The following is a 17,534-nucleotide window of genomic DNA, read 5'->3' as shown; positions in this document are numbered from 1 at the left end:
TTGATGTCGATTGCACAGTTGATACAAAACGCTTGGAATACACAAGCCAAGTGGTTAATTGTGCTGCGACCTTTCAGTTGGCTTTATCGCGCTGGCTTTTTATTGAATAAAAAGCTCTATCAAATGGGCTTGAAGTCGACTTATCAAGCGCCTGTTCCAGTCATGGTGATTGGCAATATTACGGTAGGCGGCAGTGGTAAAACCCCGTTACTGATTGAGTTGGTCAATTATTTACACAGTCATAATATCCGAGTCGGCGTGATTAGTCGGGGCTATGGCGGCAAAGGCCCTTTTCCGGCTTATGTCGACTTAGACGCCGTCCCTGACGTGGTGGGTGATGAGCCGTGCTTAATTGTCCAATCCACGGGCGTACCCATGGTGGTTGGTTCAAATCGACAGCGCAGTATTGAGCTTTTGTTAGCCAGCCACAGTTTAGATTTGATTATTAGCGATGATGGCTTGCAACATTGGGCTTTGGCGCGTCAAATTGAATGGATTGTGCTGGATCGAAATCGTGGTTTAGGCAATCAAAAGCTCTTACCCGAAGGTTATTTGCGTGAGCCGGTAAGTCGACTGGCTACAGGCACCGTTATTGAACACGCCACGCATCCTCACTCTAATTTGCATATGCATCTACAAGCTGCAGCTCCTTATTTACTCAATGCAGTATCGGCGCAATCGTTTAACTATAATGATAGTTTTTATGCGGTGGTGGGAATTGGTTTCCCGCAGCGTTTTTATAAAACCTTAGAATCGATTGGTGTTGATGAGTTTCAATGCCATGAGTTTCCAGATCATCATGATTATGAGATTGAAGACCTGCAATTTGACGATCATCATCCCATTATTACCACCGAAAAAGATGCTGTTAAGATTTTGCCCTTATTAAAGCAAAACCCAGATTTTAACCGAGAAATTTGGGTGGTTCCGGTTGAGTCGGTACTTTCACCTCAATGCTATACAGTGTTGCATCAACAATTACAGCAATTCGGTATTGATATCTCTTAAGGTTTATCATTTATGAAACACATCGTTATTCCTGCACGTTTTGCCAGTTCACGTTTGCCGGGCAAGCCATTATTAAAGATTCATGGTCGCCCCATGATTTTACGTGTCGTGGATCAGGCCAAAAAAGTCGTGGGTTTTGATGACTTGTGTGTAGCCACCGACGATGAACGTATTGCAGCTGTATGTCAGGCAGAAGGTGTTGATGTGGTGCTGACTAATCCGAACCATCCTTCAGGGACGGATCGTTTAAGTGAAGTTGCTCGAATTAAAGGTTGGGCCAGTGACGATATTATTGTCAATGTGCAAGGCGATGAGCCACTGCTTCCTGCACAGCTGATACAGCAGGTTGCAGAGTTGTTAGCAGCAAAACCTGAATCATCCATGTCGACCTTGTGTGAGCCTATTCATAGCGTTGATGAGTTTCAGCGTGACAGCATTGTTAAAGTGGTGATGTCTAAATACAATCAAGCCTTATATTTTAGTCGTGCCAGCATTCCTTTTGACCGAGACGCAGCACAGCAGCAATTACAACCTTCACAGCAACATGCCTATCGTCACTTGGGGTTATATGCGTATCGCGTCAATTTGTTACAAGAATATGTAACGTGGGATATGGGCGTGCTTGAAAAACTAGAGAGTCTCGAGCAGTTACGTGTGCTTGAAAATGGTCATGGTATTGCCATTGCTGTTGCAGAAGTTAATTTGCCACCCGGTGTCGATACTCAAGCAGATTTAGATCGTCTTAATCAAATGGATATTGCTTACTTTGAGTAAGCATTACAATCGGAATGGGCAGTAATTGATGCAAGATAATGGCGCTGCACAAATCTATCCATGGCAGCAAAGCGTGTGGCAAACCTTAACAGGGCGCTTTCCCAAGATTGGCCATGGTTTACTTTTTTATGGTAAAAAAGGCTGCGGTAAAGAAGCTTTTGCGCAATATTTTCTAACGTGGGTGCTGTGCTTAAACCGTGAGTTAAAGCATGCGCCGTGCGGTGAATGTAGCAGCTGTTTATGGTTAAAGTCGGATACGCATCCCAATTATGTGCATATCACCACGGATGAAGACAATAAAAAAGCCAACGCCAAAATTAAGATCGAAAAGATTCGGGATTTATTGCCCTTTGTGCAGCAAACCGGCGATGGCTGGCGTGTGATTGTGATTGAACCCGCCGAGGCACTGAATCATGCTTCGGCCAACGCCTTGTTAAAAACCTTGGAAGAGCCGGGCGAGCGTGTACTGATTATTTTATTGGCCGATCATTATTTAAAACTTCCGGCCACTGTGCGCAGTCGTTTACAGTATTTTGCCTTAGACCGGATTTCAGATACACAGGCCTTAGATTATCTCAGCCACTATTTACCCAGTTCTGATACGGTAGAAAAGACCTTACTGCTTAACTTATCCAATCAAATGCCCTTACAGGCGATACAATTGGCTGAAGCGGAATGGTTAAGCAAGCGATCAGAATTTTTAAAAGATTGGCAAAAACTGGTCAGCGAAAAAAATATGCCAATGGCAATTGCGACCAAGTGGAATAAAGCACTGAGTTTTAGTGATTTTGTGCAGATGTTTGAATACTTGTTGTGCGATTTAATTTGTGTCAAGCTTAATCAACAGGTAAAAAATCCAGATCTGGATTTTACGCGGCTAGCCGAATGTTATTCTTTAGACAGCTTATTCGCAATTTATTCTGATCTGCAGCAAGCCAAACAATTTATCGGACAGAATGTGCAAAGCAATCTGGTACTGGATCAATTGTGTATCAAACTTATGAATATTGAAAATTAAAGGGAATAGAAAATGATGCAACCACGTATGGGCGGTATTATTCAAGCCAATATTCCAGACAAAGCCACTTTATATGCCAGCTATATGCCGTATGTGATTGGGGGTGGATTATTTGTTCCAACCAAACAAGCGGTTAAGTTAGGCGAAGAAGTCTTTGTTTTGGCGACGTTGCCGGAACAATCCCAAAAAATTCCTTTAACCGGTAAAGTGATTTGGATTTCACAAAAGCAAAATGGCATTAAGTTACAGGGTTTTGGAATGCAGCTTTCGGGTGAAAAGGGCGTTTATTACAAATCAGAAGTAGAAAAAGTGTTGGCGGGTCTTAAGTCTGAAGGGCGAAGTAGTTACACTATGTAATTGTTTTAATCTGTTTAGGATGTTCCCGTGTTTGTAGATACGCACTGCCATTTAACCATGCTCGACTTAACACCTTATGCAGGTGATTTAGATGTGGCACTCCAACAGGCACGTGACGCCGGTGTCTCCAAATTCATGAGCATCTCTGTCAATTTAGATGATCATATTGCACTGGCTGAAATTGCAGCACGACATAGCGATGTTGGCTATAGTGTGGGTGTTCATCCCTGTGAAGATCCTGCGGTGATGGCGCGTGCCACCACAGAACGTCTTATTGCGTTGGCGCAAGCTGAAAAAGTCTGGGCGTTGGGTGAAACAGGTTTGGATTATTTTCACAGCACAGATTTTATAGCCGAACAGAAACAGTGTTTTGCGCGTCATATTCAGGCATCAAAAGCGGTGAAAAAACCGGTGGTGGTGCATACCCGTTCTGCAAAACATGATACCGTGGACATTATTCGTGCTGAACAGTCGAGCCATGGTATTTTGCATTGTTTTACCGAAGACTGGGAAACCGCTAAAGCGGTGTTGGATTGTGGTTACTACGTTTCATTTTCCGGTATTATCTCGTTTAAAAATGCTCAAGATTTACGTGATGTGGCCAAACAAATTCCGTTGGATCGCGTGTTGATCGAAACCGATAGTCCTTACTTGGCGCCAATGCCGTATCGGGGCAAATCGAATGAACCGAAATATGTTCCTTATGTAGCCAAAGCCTTAAGTGATGTATATGATAAGTCAGTTGAGGAAATTGCTTTCATTACCATGCAAAATTTTGAAAATCTCCTTAATTTAAAGTAAAGCTTTTGAATTGATACCAACGCATAAGAGAATTACAGAGTGAAGATGGATCGTCAGGCTCAGTTTCGAGCAAGAGAAGCGTTAATTTTTCAAGTTGCAGAGCAACTACTGTTAGAAAATGGCGAATCAGGGATGACGCTTGATGCGTTAGCAGCAGAACTCGATCTTGCCAAAGGCACGCTATACAAACATTTCCAAAGTAAAGATGAGCTTTACATGCTGCTTATTATTCGTAATGAGCATATGTTGTTTGAAATGATCAAAGATGAAGAAAAAGCCTTTCCAGAACATTTGGCATTTTTCATGTTGCATCATTTGCATCATCCTGAGCGTACCGTGCTATTTCATCAAATTGAAGAGCGTCTCTCTACCACAGGTGTCGGTATTCATCTGTTGTTTAGTGAGCTTTATCAGGTCAGGAAACAACGCTTACGCATTATTTTTCGTATGACTGAAAGCTATTTGGAAAATATTCAAAGTAGCATGTCGGTGCGCGATTATTTGGCCTCTATTTGGGCTTTAACCCATGGTGCAGCGGCAATTTTGAACTCTAGCTTTTATCAACGTTATTTGGGTTCGCGTGATACCTTGCGCGTGGCTTATATTGATCAGGCATTGGCCATGCCGAAAAAAATTGGTTTTATGGAACAGTGTGTTTAAAGGTCTGCCATGAAATACACAGGATCCGCATTAATTCGTGGTTTTACCTTAATTGAATTAATGGTGGTGATTGTGATTATGGCCATTATGACCTCGTTGATTATAACCAATATCAACGGCATTGATCAGCGTAAAGCCATGCAAGCGCGTGAAGTGTTTATTTTGGATTTACATCAAATTAACCGTGAAGCCAATGATCAAGCACGCATCTTGGCCTTACAACTACAAAATGCCACGGATGTCGCGCCGTTTCAGTATGCGGTGCTTGAGTATTTAGCCGCTGCTGCGCAAAGCCCCTCTGGTGCTATGCTGATTGAAAATAAAAAATGGCAACAATATAGTGAGTTTAAACCGCGGACTTTGCCTGAACAGGTGTCCTTTAGCGTACAGTCTGTTGATCAGCAATATGAAAATGCCAAAAATAATGATTTGTTGCAAGGCGATGCGCCTAAATTGCTGTGGTTTGGCAATGGTGAAGCGAAACCTGTACGGATTCAATTTTATTTTGAGCAGCGTCCGATTGGTGAAGAAATTGAGCTTGATCATTTAGGTAAAATCAATGAAAGCTAAAGGATTTACCTTACTCGAGGTTATGGTGGCGCTGGCTATTTTTGCAACTGCTGCAATTGCCTTAACCAAAGTGGCCATGCAATATACACAAGCCACCTCAAATGCCATTGTGCGCACCAAAGCACAATTTGTGGCTTTAAATGAAGTCGCGATTATGGAAATTAATCAAGAGTGGTTGCAAGGCACACAGTCGAAACAAGTGACCGAACAAGGTGAGACGTGGCAAATTGATAAAGTGGCACAATCCACCATCAGTCCAAAAGTGCAACGTATTGAGCTACAAGTGAGTTTATTTGATGCGGACAGTGGAAAGGTAGCTGCTGGAATTACTCATTTGGTATTTTTTAACTCGAAAGTTAACGCCTCATGAGCTTGGGACTAAAGCATAAAAAAGCATTTACGCTGGTTGAATTATTGGTGGCTATTGCCATCTTTAGCGTATTGTCTGCCTTGGGTTGGCAAGTTTTTGATTATCTGATTAAAGTTAAACAGCGTAATACAGAGCATGAATTAAGATTAGGTCAACTGCAAGAAAGCTATCAACAGATTTTGCGCGATACCATTCAAGCGGTGCCGTTAACCGCCAATATTAAAAATGATATTCAACCGGCTTTGGTGTTACAAAACGGACGATTTAACTTTAGCAAAACGGGTGTCACTGATCCGTTACAACAAGGAATTTCACCCGATGAACGTGTTGAATATCAATATCGCGCCGATGAGAAAAAACTTTATCGTCTAAAATATGCCAATTTAAACAGCAGCGGACGCGATCAACCGCAGTCCAGTGTGTTATTAAGCGATGTCGATCAGTTTGAAATTTTGGTGTTAAATCCCAATGAAAGCAGCGCTTGGCCGGAAGCACAAGTAGACTTAAATGATCTGGTGCAAAAACAACAACTCCCCAAAGGCATTAAAATTAAATTAACGGTAAAAGATGTGGCCTATGTGTGGATTTTTAGTTTGTTAAATACGGACTATTTAAAGCCACAAAATGCTAATTTAAATAATAACACTCCACCCATACCACAATAAGGTCGAAAAATTGAGCATCAAGCAGCAGCAGGGAATTGCTCTTATCACTATTTTGGTGATGGTGGCATTGGCGACTATTCTGGCGGCAACAATTGCCAAGCGTCAGGCCGCTACTGCTGAGAATACCGCTTATTTAATTCGTCAAAATCAATCACTGTTATATGCCAAAAGTGCAGAAGCTTTTTTCTCAGAATTATTGGTCGATGATGCCGAAAATGCTGCTGAAGTCGATCATTTGCAGGAAAATTGGGCCAAACCGATGCCGGCTTTTCCGGTAGAAGATGGCTTTATATCGGGAAGCTTGCAAGATGAATCGGGTAAATTCAATTTAAATACTTTGGTGAACGAGCAAGGCATACCGAACGCGCAAGCAAAAGCATGGTTTGAAAAATTATTGCTCCGTGTCGATCTGCCAGCACAACTGAGTGAGGCAGTGATTGATTGGCAAGATGCCGATAACGAAACTGTCGGGGCAATGGGCGCAGAGGAAAGTTACTATCAAGGATTACCCAATGGTTATTTACCGGCCAACAGTAAATTCCATAATGTTGAACAGCTGAAATTGGTTCGTGGTTTTGAGGGGCAGAAATATCAACAAATTGCTGAGTATGTAACTGCTGCACCCAATTTAGACAGTAAAGTGAATATCAATACCGCATCTGCCATGTTATTGGCCAGTTTAGATCCTCAGTTGGATGTGCAGGCTGTTCAGCAAGCCCTACAGCAACGCCAAGCCAAGTTAGAGCACTTTAGCAGCATTAATCAACTGTGGGAGATCGCACCTTTTTCTAAAGTGGATAGCGCTATTCGGAGCGAAGTGAATAATTTACTGGGTGTACAATCCAGTTATTTTAAAGCGCGAATTGAGGTGTTGTTAAGTGAGCGTAAACGTCAATTTAGCAGTGATCTGGTGCGTAAAGATAAAACGGTCTATGTGGCCTATCGCAGCATGGCACCATTTTAATGAGATAAAGCAATACGCTGGCCGATTTTTCATTGATTTGTGTTGTTTTTATGGTGGCTATTTTGGCAATTCTTTTGCGCAGTAAAATTAGTACGCAGGCTTTTCAGTTTTGCTTTATAATCAAAATCAACTCATAAATTTTGATACCATCACGGCACATGTTAATTCGTAAGTTATTTAAGTTTGAAAATGCTCATATTGTGCGAAATTGTACATCGGATCGCTGTAAGCGCTCGATTCATGGTCATAGTTATAAAGTTGAATTATTGCTTAAAGCTTCGAAGCTTGATCATGGTCAAATGGTGTACGATTTTGGATTGTTAAAAGGCGTCATTAAAGATATTTTTGATAGCTTTGATCATGCTATTTGCTTTTGGCAGCATGACGATGCTGAATATATTGATGCCTGCAAAAAATTTAGTGCACGTTGGGTGGCCTTACCAGTTTCGCCCTCTGCAGAACAATTTTCACGGATTTTCTTCTATTTGGCGCAACAAGTGCTTGCTGCAACCATCACAGAAAATGGTGAAGGCGATGTTGAAGTCTACTCGGTCATTGTGCATGAAACCGATACTGGTTATGCGCAAAGCTTTATAGAAGACATTGATAATCTGCAAATGGGTGAATTAAGCCTTGAGCAAATCATATTTTCTGAGCAAGTCCAAGCAGAATGGACAGATTCGGCGATGTATGAAAAATTAAAACAAGGGATCAAATTCCAAAACCCAACGGTTGATTTGCAAGTAAAAATTTAAAAATCATTGATCTTGGTATGTTTATCAAAGGATTAGGAAGCAAGTATGTCTGTAACGGAACAACAGCAAGCTCAACTAGATAAAATTCAGTTAGATGCGAGTTGGAAAGGGGCGTTAAGTGAGTTTCTGCTCAGCCCCAAAATGGATGAATTAAAGCAGTTCTTGCTGTCTGAAAAGAATGCAGACAAACTGATCTATCCGCCTAGCTCCCTTATTTTTAATGCGCTGAACACGACGCCCTTAAACCAAGTGAAAGTGGTGATTTTAGGACAAGATCCGTATCATGGTCCAAATCAGGCACATGGTTTAAGTTTTTCCGTACAAAAAGGCCTGCCATTACCGCCATCTTTACGTAATATTTTTCATGAGTTAAATACTGATTTAGCCATTCCTGTGACTAAAAATGGTGATTTAACCGAATGGGCAAAACAAGGTGTATTGTTGCTCAACGCTGTTTTAACGGTTGAGGCGGGACAACCGACGTCACATCAAAAACGTGGTTGGGAAGATTTTACCGATCAAATCATTGATGTATTAAATGAGCAGTGCGAGCATATTGTGTTTATTCTTTGGGGTGCATATGCGCAGCGTAAAGGCCAGCGTATTGATCCCAATAAACATCTTATATTAAAAGCCGCACATCCTTCGCCATTGGCAGCCAATCGCGGTGGTTTTTTTGGTTGCAAAGTATTTTCTAAAGCAAATCATTATCTGAAACAAAATGGCATTGAGCCGATAAATTGGCAGCTGGACGCATGACACACTCTTCTGAACTTAAAAATTATCATCCCGATCTTATTGTAGAGCAAGCCCAAAATGGCTGGCGCGTGGTTCGTTTGAATCGGCCAAAATCGCTACATGCATTGGATGAATCCATTGTCACCGCACTGTTAAAAGTGTTCCAAGATTTTCAGTACGATGATGCTGTGAAAGCGATTTGGTTGGATTCAACCACACCAAAAGCTTTTTGTGCGGGCGGTGATGTGCGTAAGTTGCGTCAACTGGTGATTAATGATGAAGTGGCCACCGCAAACAAATTTTTTGAACAAGAATATGCATTAGATTTATTGTTACATAACTATGCCAAACCTATATTGGTGTGGGGTGAAGGTTATGTGATGGGCGGTGGACTCGGTTTATTTATGGCCGCGCCATTTCGCTTGGTAACCCCTTATTCTCGTTTAGCAATGCCAGAGATTAATATTGGTTTATATCCAGATGTGGGCGCAACACGTTTCTTAGCAGATCGTGGCGCGATTGGCCTATTTACCGGATTAACTGGTTCAATTATGACCTCGGCAGGGGCTTATAGCATTGGATGGGCCACGCATATTTGTGATATGCAGCGCGATAACGTGCTACAAAAAGTGATTAATATCGACTGGGCGCATTATCCTGCTGGAGATTTTCGTGCCATTGATGACACCTTAAATGGTCTGCATCGCCCAGTGGGGCCGGGTCCTTTGCAAAATTCACTCGATGTGATTCAGAGTGTTTGTCGTGGTGTGAATTTTGAACATGATTATGACGCGATCATTGGTTTAAAAGATGCACGTAGTGATTGGTTGCGTCAAGCCAGCGAAAATTTGCAAAAAGGTTCACCAACCACCGCAGCATTAACATGGTTGTTGTGGCAATGGGGTAAGCAGATTCATTCGTGGCATGAAATTTTTGAGCTAGAAACACAAATTTCTGATTGGAAAATTCGTCATCCGGATTTTGTAGAGGGTGTACGTGCGCGCTTAGTGGATAAAGATTTAGCGCCAGAGTGGAAAAAAGGTGCCGATTTCTCGCTTAAAGCAATTTTTTCAGATTGTCCGCCAGTGACTCAAAATGAAAGCTGGAATGCGCTGTTAAAACACTACGCTATCATCAGTTAATTGTGTTAGATGTGATGGCTCCGACAGATGAGTATTGGATGCAGTTTGCTTACGAGCAAGCTGCTATTGCGGCTTCAAAACAGGAAATTCCAGTTGGGGCTGTTATTGTCAGTCAAAATCAAATTATTGGTGCAGGCTATAATGCACCAATTTGTTTAAGCGATCCGACTGCACATGCTGAAGTTCAAGCGCTGCGTCAAGCCTGTATGCATCTTAATAACTATCGATTGCCAGAAGATGCGGTTTTATATGTAACTTTAGAGCCGTGTACCATGTGTGTGGGGGCTTTAATTCATGCACGTGTATCAAAGGTGGTGTTTGGTGCAACAGAACCTAAGTCGGGATCGTTAGTCAGTGCGCGTAAACTTTTTGAGACAGGTTATTATAATCATCAATTTGATATTAAAGCTGGTTGTTTAAGTGAGCAATGTTCTGAGCAATTAAGTGATTTTTTTAAGCATCGACGTGAACAAAAGAAAAAACAACGCTTACAAGAAAGCGTATTAAATAAGCAAAACATCTAACAGTAAATAGATAAAATCTGATAACAATCATAATGATTGATTATAATTGAGGACAAGTGATGAACTCCATTCAAGTCAAAAAAGAATTTAATGCACCGATTGACCAAGTCTTTAATCTGCTATCCAAACATGCCACTTATAATGTGGCCTTTGCTCCAATTCAAGTAGAACGCACTCAAGACTCGACTGATTCTCAATATCCAGATGGTTTGGGTTCAATACGTCGTCTAGGTTTCGGGCCAATTAAGCCACTACAGGAACAAATTACCTTATTTCAACCTAATCAGCGTATTGAATATAAAATCATTAAAAACCCTTTAATTAAGCATCATTTGGGAATTATTGAATTTGAGGCTTTAAGTGCGCAGAAAACTTTAGTAACTTACAGCATTGAATTGCAAGCGCGCGCACCGTTTGTGAGCAAACTCATTCTGACACAGCTTAAATCGGCGATTAAACTCGGTTTTTCTAAATTAGCGAAAACCGTATAGCATCAAATGGAAAATTAATGACAGTTCAAATTATTACTATTGATGGTCCAAGTGGTTCTGGAAAAGGCACACTTGCAGCTAAACTTGCCGGCCATTATCAATTTCATTTGCTCGACTCTGGCGCTTTATACCGTCTATTGGGGCTGTCATTACATCAACAAGGCTTACTAGATTGTTTAGATTCAGCGCTTGAGCAATGTATTCACATTGCGACACATTTAGATATAAAGTTTTTGACCACTGCAACTGGTACGCAAGTATTACTTGAAGGTGAAGATGTTAGCCAAACAATTCGTACAGAACGCATAGGTGAATTTGCTTCAAAAGTTGCTGCAATTCCTGAGCTTAGAGCGGCTTTGTTGGATCGTCAACGTGCTTTTGCACAAGCGCCAGGCTTGGTTGCAGATGGGCGTGATATGGCTACAGCAATCTTTCCTGAGGCGCAAGTTAAAATTTACCTGACTGCATCGGCAGAATCTAGAGCCCATCGACGTGTAAAGCAGTTGCAGGGTATGGGGCTAGATGTTAAAATAGGGAACATTTTAGCTAATATACAAGCACGAGACAAACGAGATATGGAGCGTACAGTTGCTCCACTCAAGCCAGCAACCGATGCTTATATCATTGATAGCTCAGAATTGGGTATTGATGAAGTATTTAAGTTGATGACAAACTTTGTCGCAAAGCAATTAGCTATTTAAAGAATTTTCAGCCAAAGCATAGCTAGATCAGTTTATTACGGACTATGTGGAGGCTTTATTAAACCGGCCTTGTCTGATCCAAGACCGCTGACACTATCAGGTATATCATGACCGAATCTTTTGCAGCCCTCTTTGAAGAAAGCGTATTAAATTTTAACGTTGAAAAGGGTGCTGTCATCCAAGGCGTTGTAGTTAATATCGATTCTGATTGGGTAACAGTTGACACTGGCCTTAAATCAGAAGGTATTGTTGACCGCGCTGAATTCTTAAACGATCAACGTGAACTTGAAGTTCAAGTTGGCGATACTGTTGACGTTGTTGTTGAAGCTCTTGACAACGGTATGGGTCAAACTGTTTTATCACGTGAAAAAGCAAAACGTGCTGAAACTTGGACTAAACTTGAAAAAATCTTTGAAGACGGCGAAATCGTTACTGGTATTATTTCTGGTAAAGTTAAAGGCGGTTTCACTGTAGACATCGGTCCAGTACGTGCATTCTTACCAGGTTCTTTGGTAGATACGCGTCCTATCCGTGATACAACTCACCTTGAAGGTAAAGAGTTAGAATTCAAAGTCATCAAACTTGATGCTAAACGTAACAACGTTGTTGTATCTCGTCGTGCTGTAATGGAAGCTGAATCTTCAGCTGACCGTGAAGCGCTTCTTGCTCAGCTTGAAGAAGGCCAAACAGTTACTGGTACAATTAAAAATCTTACTGACTATGGCGCATTCGTTGACCTTGGCGGTATTGACGGTCTTCTTCACATCACTGATATGGCTTGGAAACGCATCAAGCATCCTTCAGAAGTTGTTGAAGTGGGTCAAGAAGTTACTGTTAAAGTACTTAAATTTGACCGTGAACGTAACCGCGTATCTTTAGGCCTTAAACAATTAGGCGAAGATCCATGGTTAGCGATCATGAACCGTTATCCTAAAGGTTCAATCGTTAAAGCGCGCGTAACTAACCTAACTGATTACGGTTGTTTTGCTGAAATTGCTGAAGGCGTTGAAGGTTTAGTACACGTTTCAGAAATGGATCACACTAACAAAAACATCCACCCATCTAAAGTTGTTCAGATTGGTGACGAAGTTGATGTTATGGTTCTTGAAGTTGATGAAGAACGTCGTCGTATTTCTTTGGGTATCAAACAAACTCGCGCTAACCCGTGGGAAGAGTTTGCTAAAGACCATGACAAAGGCGAAAAAGTGTCTGGTACCATCAAATCAATCACTGATTTCGGTATCTTCATTGGTTTACCAGGCGGTATTGACGGTCTAGTTCATCTATCTGATATTTCTTGGAACGAACAAGGCGAAGAAGCTATCCGTCGTTACAAGAAAGGTGACACTGTTGAAGCGGTTATCTTGTCTGTAGATGCTGAAGGCAACCGTATCAGCCTTGGTATCAAACAAATGAACAACGATCCGTTCAATGATTTCTTGGCAACAAACGAACGCGGTGCGCTAGTTAAAGGTACTGTAACTGCTGTTGATGCTAAAGGCGCAACAATTAAGTTAGCTGACGAAGTTGAAGCGACACTTAAAGCATCTGAAATCAATCGCGATCGCGTTGAAGATGCAACTAAGTTCCTTGAAGTTGGTCAAGAAGTTGAAGCTAAAATCATCAACGTTGATCGCAAATCTCGCGCTATCAACTTGTCGATCAAAGCTAAAGACGAAGCTGAAGAAAAAGAAGCAGTTGCTAGCTTGAAAACTGCAGCTCCTGCTGCTGGTCAACAAGACAATGGTCCTAAGACTATTGGTGATTTGATCAAAGCTCAAATGAACAACTAAGTAAGCGTTAAAATGTATTGTTAATGTAAATTAACTAATACTTTTTACACAAATACTGTAAACGGTAGCGTAGTATTAACTTATTGCGCTACCGTTTTGTATTTAAACAGGTTATTATCGGTTTATCTACAAAGTAGCTTGATAATTAAAGAGGTCGCAGATGACTACTGAAGCGCTGAATAAGTCTGACTTAATAGAGCGAATTTCCCTTAAAAACCCACACCTAGCAGAACCTCTAGTTGAAGAGGCTGTGAAGATTATGATTGATCAAATGATAGCGGCATTGTCATCGGATGATCGTATCGAAATTCGTGGTTTTGGCAGTTTTGCATTGCATCACCGTGATCCACGTGTAGGGCGTAACCCGAAGACAGGTAAATCGGTAGAAGTGGCTGCAAAAGCAGTACCACACTTTAAACCTGGTAAGGCTTTACGTGACGCAGTGAACGAGTCAGCACAGTAATAAAAAATTCCAGACAGGGGTGTTTATGCGTTACGTATTGGTTATTTTGTTAATAGTATTGTTTGGCTACTCATTAGCTTTGGTTTTGCAAAATGGTACTGAATTAACAGTAGATCTATTATTTACCCAAGTACCTGCTATGCGTTTAGGCTTACTATTATTATTAACGTTGGTTTTAGGTGTAGTGTTAGGGTTATTAATCGGTGTACAAGTTTTCCGTGTATTTCAGAATAACTGGGAAATTAAACGACTACGTAAAGATATCGAGCATCTTCGCAAAGAACAAATTCAGACGGCCCAATTGGCTGCTGCTGAAGCTGCCGCGCACACTCGGCATGAAAAAACTGTATTAGATATTACCCCCGAAAATAAAAGCCCATTATAATGGGCTTTCTTTTTGTCTGACCGAAGGTAAGTCTCTTGAGTATCATTGTTGCATTAGATGCTAAAAGCCAGTATGACGCGTTAACTCTTGCGGAACAGTTAGATCCTGCATTATGTCGAGTAAAAGTTGGTAAAGAGTTATTTACCCATGAAGGTCCGAGTGTAGTTAAGGCATTACACGGCAAAGGTTTTGAGGTGTTCTTGGATTTAAAATTTCATGACATTCCAAACACTACAGCACAAGCAGTTTGTGCGGCAGCCGATTTAGGGGTCTGGATGGTGAATGTTCACGCGTCAGGCGGCCGTAAAATGATGCAAACTTGTGCCGAACGTTTGCGCCAAGGAAATTATCCAACCCAACTGATTGCTGTAACTGTCTTGACCTCGATGAGCCGTGAAGATTTAAAAGATATTGGTTTGGATATTGAACCGTTTGAGCAGGTTAAGCGTCTGGCTAAGCTTACCCAAGAAAGTGGCTTGGATGGCGTGGTGTGTTCTGCTCAAGAAGCAAAAATGTTACGTGAAACATTGGGACCGGATTTTGCTTTGGTTACACCGGGTATTCGTCCTGCAGGTTCAAATGCGGATGATCAAAAACGTATTGTGACTCCGCAACAGGCAATGTTAGATGGCTCTACGCATTTGGTGATTGGGCGTCCTATTACCCAATCTAGCAATCCACATCAAACTTTACGTGATATTGCTGCAACACTTTAAAATCAGATATATGAATAAAAAAAGCTGACCTAATGTCAGCTTTTTTATTGATATGGTTTATAGATTTGATACTTCTAGTTATGTTGGATATCTAAATGTAGTGTTCACTATTTTATAAAGCCGCCAAAATACTGACTGCAATCGGGGCAAGAATAGATAGAATCAGTCCACTGACCATGGCATGCGGAATATAATCATTACCGCAGGCTTGTTTAACCATCGGTAAGGTGACATCCATAGCAGTCGCTGCAGCTGAAGAAATGGCTGACCGTGGATAACGCCAACCAATAGCGTACATCAACAAAATGGCAATAATCTCTCTAAAAAGATCATTCATCAGCGCGATACTACCCAGTTGCGCATTTTTAAGTTCGGTGACCACAATGCCAGTCATGGAATAAAAACCATAACCTTGTGACAGCATAATCAGATCTTTTAGACTGATATCTTGAATGATGAGTGCGCTAAAAAGTGCGCCTAAAATTGAACCTAATATACAGCCCATCGGCACCAGCATGATTTTCCAATTAAACCATGTTTTATCGATGGGCGAATAAGCTAAATCTAAACCAATCAAGAACATGAAAACCAGCAGTAAATTCCATGTACTGAGTGCTATATTGTATTCAAAATAATGAAAGAGTTCGGCCAGTGCATATCCTGCTAGTAAAGCGATAAAAGCATAGCTAATATTGAGTAATGATTTAATCAGCAGTGCGGCAGAAACTTTACCTTGAGTAGGTTGATAACCTAAACTTTTAAATAACCCATAGCAGCAGACGAATGCACCCACTGATGTGGCGAGTGCAAGAATCAAGGCATTAGATAAAATTTGCCAAGGGTGATCAATCTGTTGCAGAGTTTGCGAGAACTCAATCGCAATTGCCAGCAGCAATACATAAGTAAAATAGGGCAGAATTTTAAAAGCAAATTCTTCCAACCCGTGCGGGAGTTTGCCTGAAACAACAAAACCCAAAAATAAGCAAATCAAAAGTTGAGTAATCAGCCAGAATGATTGCATATCAATGATCAATAGGTAAAAGCAGAGCTGGCTATTATGACGATTAAAGATTTATCTTGCACAGCGAAGTAAGAATTTCTGCCGTTATTAAAGTGGTATTGGTTAGATTCTATGCGTTTCGATTGAACGAGACAAAGCTGAACCAACTTTAGAGTTATATTTTTGTGATTTATATTGTATATGGGTAGAGATTGCTTCAGCTAAGCAGTTAGATTATAAAAGATTGCACTATTTAAAACGCTCTAAAAATTGATAGATTTAGCAATTTTCAACCATGACATTTTAGAGTAAAAAAGATAACCACATCTTTATTGCGAACTGTGCAAAAAATCTATACTTGATCTAAGGTATTGAAGTTAAACACTCTGCACAGTGAGGAAAAATGAGAGTTGATTCAATGTTAATACACGACTAGAAATGTCATGCATACCTTTAGCGTAGATTATTATCATCTATCTTGAGCAAATAGGGCATACTTTTTAAGCTAAGAATATGACGAGTCTAATTTTGATGGCTTATAAGCTCGAAAAATTAGATTACCTATTGAATAGCCTAAGTCGATTAATGCCAAAGTGTTATAGATTTCATTTCAATCTTCGCTATACTTTCAATAGCCTAAAAATAGTACTCAATGATATGTCAGATTTAAATTCTAAACACAGCACCGCTTTTACGCCTTTGTCTCCAGTAGAACGTTATGCGCAAGCGATATCATCTGGGCAATTTATGCCCGATGATGCACAAGCACAAGCTGTTCACGAGTTAGATCGCGTTTGGCAAGAACTGATTCAGCGTTTTAAAGCATCGAAAAAAGCCTTTCGTCGTTTTCGTCGTCAAACCTCACCACGAGGTGTGTATATGTGGGGCGGAGTCGGACGAGGTAAGACGTGGTTAATGGATCAATTTTTTGAGTCTATTCCTTTTCGTCGTAAGATGCGGATGCATTTTCATCATTTTATGCAGCATGTACATCGTGAACTGAATAAATTGTCAGGACAGCGTGATCCGCTGGAGTTGGTTGCTGATCAAATCTATCAACAAGCAGTGGTGATTTGTTTTGATGAGTTTTTCGTATCAAGCGTAACCGATGCAATGATTTTAAGTGAATTATTCCAAAAATTATTTAATCGTGGTGTGACCTTAATTGCCACATCCAATATTGCACCAGATGGGCTATATAAAAATGGTATTCATCGCGACCGTTTTCTACCGACCATTGAACTGGTAAAAAAGAACTGTGTAATCTTAAACGTCGATGCGGGTGTAGACTATCGTTTACGTGTGCTTAAGCAAGCGCAATTGTTTAAAAATCCGCTGACCCATGAACATAAAAATTGGATGGCGCAGCGTTTTACCGCCTTGACGCAAACACAAAGTATTTCTCAAGAACCAATTATTATTAATAATCGTATTGTTGAAACCATGGGACATACTGAAGATATTTTATGGTGTGAATTTTCTGAATTGTGTATGAAGCCACGTAGTCCAGCAGATTTTATTGAAATCTCTAATATTTACAATACTGTATTGGTCAGTAATGTACCGCATTTGACCGATTATTTGTCTGAAGGAACGCGACGTTTTGTTTATCTTGTGGATGAGTTCTATGACCGCGGCG

22 protein-coding genes are annotated in these 17,534 nt (G+C 40.9%); 21 read left to right on the top strand and 1 reads right to left on the bottom strand.

All coding sequences use genetic code 11. The annotated features are described in order from the left end of the window. Positions 1-3 precede the first annotated feature (3 nt). The 20 genes from lpxK (at position 4) to pyrF (ending at position 14,895) form a co-directional block, all read left to right on the top strand. Positions 4-1,008, top strand: a complete 1,005-nt coding sequence (lpxK, locus tag SE27_RS08850; RefSeq protein ID WP_039622682.1) for a tetraacyldisaccharide 4'-kinase — start codon at positions 4-6, stop codon at positions 1,006-1,008. A 12-nt stretch (positions 1,009-1,020) separates the two neighbouring features. Further along, complete coding sequence (kdsB, locus tag SE27_RS08845; protein ID WP_039622680.1) at positions 1,021-1,782, top strand: 3-deoxy-manno-octulosonate cytidylyltransferase; 762 nt, start codon at positions 1,021-1,023, stop codon at positions 1,780-1,782. Between the two features lie 28 nt (positions 1,783-1,810). Beyond that, positions 1,811-2,800 carry a DNA polymerase III subunit delta' gene (locus SE27_RS08840; RefSeq protein ID WP_039622679.1) on the top strand — a complete coding sequence of 330 codons (990 nt, stop codon included), beginning with the start codon at positions 1,811-1,813 and terminating at the stop codon, positions 2,798-2,800. Between the two features lie 15 nt (positions 2,801-2,815). After that, positions 2,816-3,157, top strand: coding sequence for a PilZ domain-containing protein (locus SE27_RS08835; RefSeq protein ID WP_039623908.1), 342 nt, complete (start codon positions 2,816-2,818; stop codon positions 3,155-3,157). 27 nt (positions 3,158-3,184) lie between these two features. Continuing rightward, entirely contained in the window at positions 3,185-3,958 is a 774-nt protein-coding gene (locus SE27_RS08830; protein ID WP_039622677.1) for a TatD family hydrolase, read from the top strand. A gap of 45 nt (positions 3,959-4,003) precedes the next feature. After that, a complete protein-coding gene (locus SE27_RS08825) occupies positions 4,004-4,618 on the top strand; it encodes a TetR/AcrR family transcriptional regulator (protein ID WP_039622675.1) in 615 nt (204 codons plus the stop codon). Between the two features lie 9 nt (positions 4,619-4,627). Further along, entirely contained in the window at positions 4,628-5,188 is a 561-nt protein-coding gene (locus SE27_RS08820; RefSeq protein WP_039622673.1) for a prepilin-type N-terminal cleavage/methylation domain-containing protein, read from the top strand. Then, on the top strand, positions 5,178-5,558 hold the full coding sequence (gene gspI, locus SE27_RS08815) for a type II secretion system minor pseudopilin GspI (protein WP_039622671.1): 381 nt from the start codon (positions 5,178-5,180) through the stop codon (positions 5,556-5,558). The genes SE27_RS08820 and gspI overlap by 11 nt, the downstream gene beginning before the upstream one ends. Then, positions 5,555-6,223, top strand: a complete 669-nt coding sequence (locus SE27_RS08810) for a type II secretion system protein GspJ (RefSeq protein WP_052251721.1) — start codon at positions 5,555-5,557, stop codon at positions 6,221-6,223. The genes gspI and SE27_RS08810 overlap by 4 nt, the downstream gene beginning before the upstream one ends. Positions 6,224-6,239: 16 nt before the next feature. After that, entirely contained in the window at positions 6,240-7,187 is a 948-nt protein-coding gene (gspK, locus tag SE27_RS08805) for a type II secretion system minor pseudopilin GspK (RefSeq protein WP_039623904.1), read from the top strand. 158 nt (positions 7,188-7,345) lie between these two features. Further along, entirely contained in the window at positions 7,346-7,942 is a 597-nt protein-coding gene (locus SE27_RS08800; protein ID WP_039622669.1) for a 6-pyruvoyl trahydropterin synthase family protein, read from the top strand. Positions 7,943-7,987: 45 nt separating this feature from the next. Further along, positions 7,988-8,701, top strand: coding sequence for a uracil-DNA glycosylase (gene ung / locus SE27_RS08795; RefSeq protein ID WP_039622666.1), 714 nt, complete (start codon positions 7,988-7,990; stop codon positions 8,699-8,701). Next, complete coding sequence (locus SE27_RS08790; RefSeq protein WP_039622664.1) at positions 8,698-9,822, top strand: enoyl-CoA hydratase/isomerase family protein; 1,125 nt, start codon at positions 8,698-8,700, stop codon at positions 9,820-9,822. Before ung ends, SE27_RS08790 begins: the two co-directional genes overlap by 4 nt. Before the next feature lie 14 nt (positions 9,823-9,836). Next, positions 9,837-10,346 carry a tRNA adenosine(34) deaminase TadA gene (gene tadA, locus SE27_RS08785; RefSeq protein ID WP_039623902.1) on the top strand — a complete coding sequence of 170 codons (510 nt, stop codon included), beginning with the start codon at positions 9,837-9,839 and terminating at the stop codon, positions 10,344-10,346. 59 nt (positions 10,347-10,405) lie between these two features. After that, a complete protein-coding gene (locus tag SE27_RS08780; RefSeq protein WP_039622662.1) occupies positions 10,406-10,837 on the top strand; it encodes an SRPBCC family protein in 432 nt (143 codons plus the stop codon). 17 nt (positions 10,838-10,854) lie between these two features. Further along, entirely contained in the window at positions 10,855-11,538 is a 684-nt protein-coding gene (gene cmk / locus SE27_RS08775; RefSeq protein ID WP_039622660.1) for a (d)CMP kinase, read from the top strand. Positions 11,539-11,645: 107 nt separating this feature from the next. Next, a complete protein-coding gene (gene rpsA, locus SE27_RS08770; RefSeq protein WP_039622658.1) occupies positions 11,646-13,331 on the top strand; it encodes a 30S ribosomal protein S1 in 1,686 nt (561 codons plus the stop codon). A gap of 160 nt (positions 13,332-13,491) precedes the next feature. Continuing rightward, on the top strand, positions 13,492-13,794 hold the full coding sequence (locus SE27_RS08765; RefSeq protein WP_039622657.1) for an integration host factor subunit beta: 303 nt from the start codon (positions 13,492-13,494) through the stop codon (positions 13,792-13,794). Between the two features lie 25 nt (positions 13,795-13,819). Next, complete coding sequence (locus SE27_RS08760) at positions 13,820-14,179, top strand: lipopolysaccharide assembly protein LapA domain-containing protein (protein ID WP_039622655.1); 360 nt, start codon at positions 13,820-13,822, stop codon at positions 14,177-14,179. A 35-nt stretch (positions 14,180-14,214) separates the two neighbouring features. After that, positions 14,215-14,895 (top strand): orotidine-5'-phosphate decarboxylase, encoded by a 681-nt coding sequence (gene pyrF, locus SE27_RS08755; protein WP_039622653.1) that lies wholly within the window; start codon positions 14,215-14,217, stop codon positions 14,893-14,895. A gap of 112 nt (positions 14,896-15,007) precedes the next feature. On the opposite strand, the gene SE27_RS08750 is transcribed toward pyrF, so the two are convergent. After that, positions 15,008-15,916 (bottom strand): lysine exporter LysO family protein, encoded by a 909-nt coding sequence (locus tag SE27_RS08750; protein ID WP_039622651.1) that lies wholly within the window; start codon positions 15,914-15,916, stop codon positions 15,008-15,010. Between the two features lie 636 nt (positions 15,917-16,552). Here SE27_RS08750 and zapE point away from each other — a divergent pair. Continuing rightward, positions 16,553-17,534: cell division protein ZapE (gene zapE, locus SE27_RS08745; RefSeq protein WP_455549982.1), on the top strand; the 982-nt coding region annotated here is incomplete at its 3' end.

The sequence above is a fragment of the Acinetobacter harbinensis genome, from assembly GCF_000816495.1.
GTDB lineage: Bacteria > Pseudomonadota > Gammaproteobacteria > Pseudomonadales > Moraxellaceae > Acinetobacter > Acinetobacter harbinensis.
This window is presented reverse-complemented; position numbering and strand designations above follow the sequence as displayed.

Excerpts from the sequence above, each read along its gene's own strand:
- SE27_RS08760 (WP_039622655.1), top strand. The coding sequence starts at position 13,820 with ATGCGTTACGTATTGGTTATTTTGTTAATAGTATTGTTTGGCTACTCA.
- gspI (WP_039622671.1), top strand. The coding sequence starts at position 5,178 with ATGAAAGCTAAAGGATTTACCTTACTCGAGGTTATGGTGGCGCTGGCT.
- lpxK (WP_039622682.1), top strand. The coding sequence starts at position 4 with ATGTCGATTGCACAGTTGATACAAAACGCTTGGAATACACAAGCCAAG.
- rpsA (WP_039622658.1), top strand. The coding sequence starts at position 11,646 with ATGACCGAATCTTTTGCAGCCCTCTTTGAAGAAAGCGTATTAAATTTT.
- SE27_RS08840 (WP_039622679.1), top strand. The coding sequence starts at position 1,811 with ATGCAAGATAATGGCGCTGCACAAATCTATCCATGGCAGCAAAGCGTG.
- SE27_RS08835 (WP_039623908.1), top strand. The coding sequence starts at position 2,816 with ATGCAACCACGTATGGGCGGTATTATTCAAGCCAATATTCCAGACAAA.
- SE27_RS08820 (WP_039622673.1), top strand. The coding sequence starts at position 4,628 with ATGAAATACACAGGATCCGCATTAATTCGTGGTTTTACCTTAATTGAA.
- SE27_RS08790 (WP_039622664.1), top strand. The coding sequence starts at position 8,698 with ATGACACACTCTTCTGAACTTAAAAATTATCATCCCGATCTTATTGTA.
- cmk (WP_039622660.1), top strand. The coding sequence starts at position 10,855 with ATGACAGTTCAAATTATTACTATTGATGGTCCAAGTGGTTCTGGAAAA.
- kdsB (WP_039622680.1), top strand. The coding sequence starts at position 1,021 with ATGAAACACATCGTTATTCCTGCACGTTTTGCCAGTTCACGTTTGCCG.
- SE27_RS08780 (WP_039622662.1), top strand. The coding sequence starts at position 10,406 with ATGAACTCCATTCAAGTCAAAAAAGAATTTAATGCACCGATTGACCAA.
- SE27_RS08750 (WP_039622651.1), bottom strand. The coding sequence starts at position 15,916 with ATGCAATCATTCTGGCTGATTACTCAACTTTTGATTTGCTTATTTTTG.
- SE27_RS08810 (WP_052251721.1), top strand. The coding sequence starts at position 5,555 with ATGAGCTTGGGACTAAAGCATAAAAAAGCATTTACGCTGGTTGAATTA.
- SE27_RS08825 (WP_039622675.1), top strand. The coding sequence starts at position 4,004 with ATGGATCGTCAGGCTCAGTTTCGAGCAAGAGAAGCGTTAATTTTTCAA.
- SE27_RS08765 (WP_039622657.1), top strand. The coding sequence starts at position 13,492 with ATGACTACTGAAGCGCTGAATAAGTCTGACTTAATAGAGCGAATTTCC.
- ung (WP_039622666.1), top strand. The coding sequence starts at position 7,988 with ATGTCTGTAACGGAACAACAGCAAGCTCAACTAGATAAAATTCAGTTA.
- SE27_RS08800 (WP_039622669.1), top strand. The coding sequence starts at position 7,346 with ATGTTAATTCGTAAGTTATTTAAGTTTGAAAATGCTCATATTGTGCGA.
- tadA (WP_039623902.1), top strand. The coding sequence starts at position 9,837 with ATGGCTCCGACAGATGAGTATTGGATGCAGTTTGCTTACGAGCAAGCT.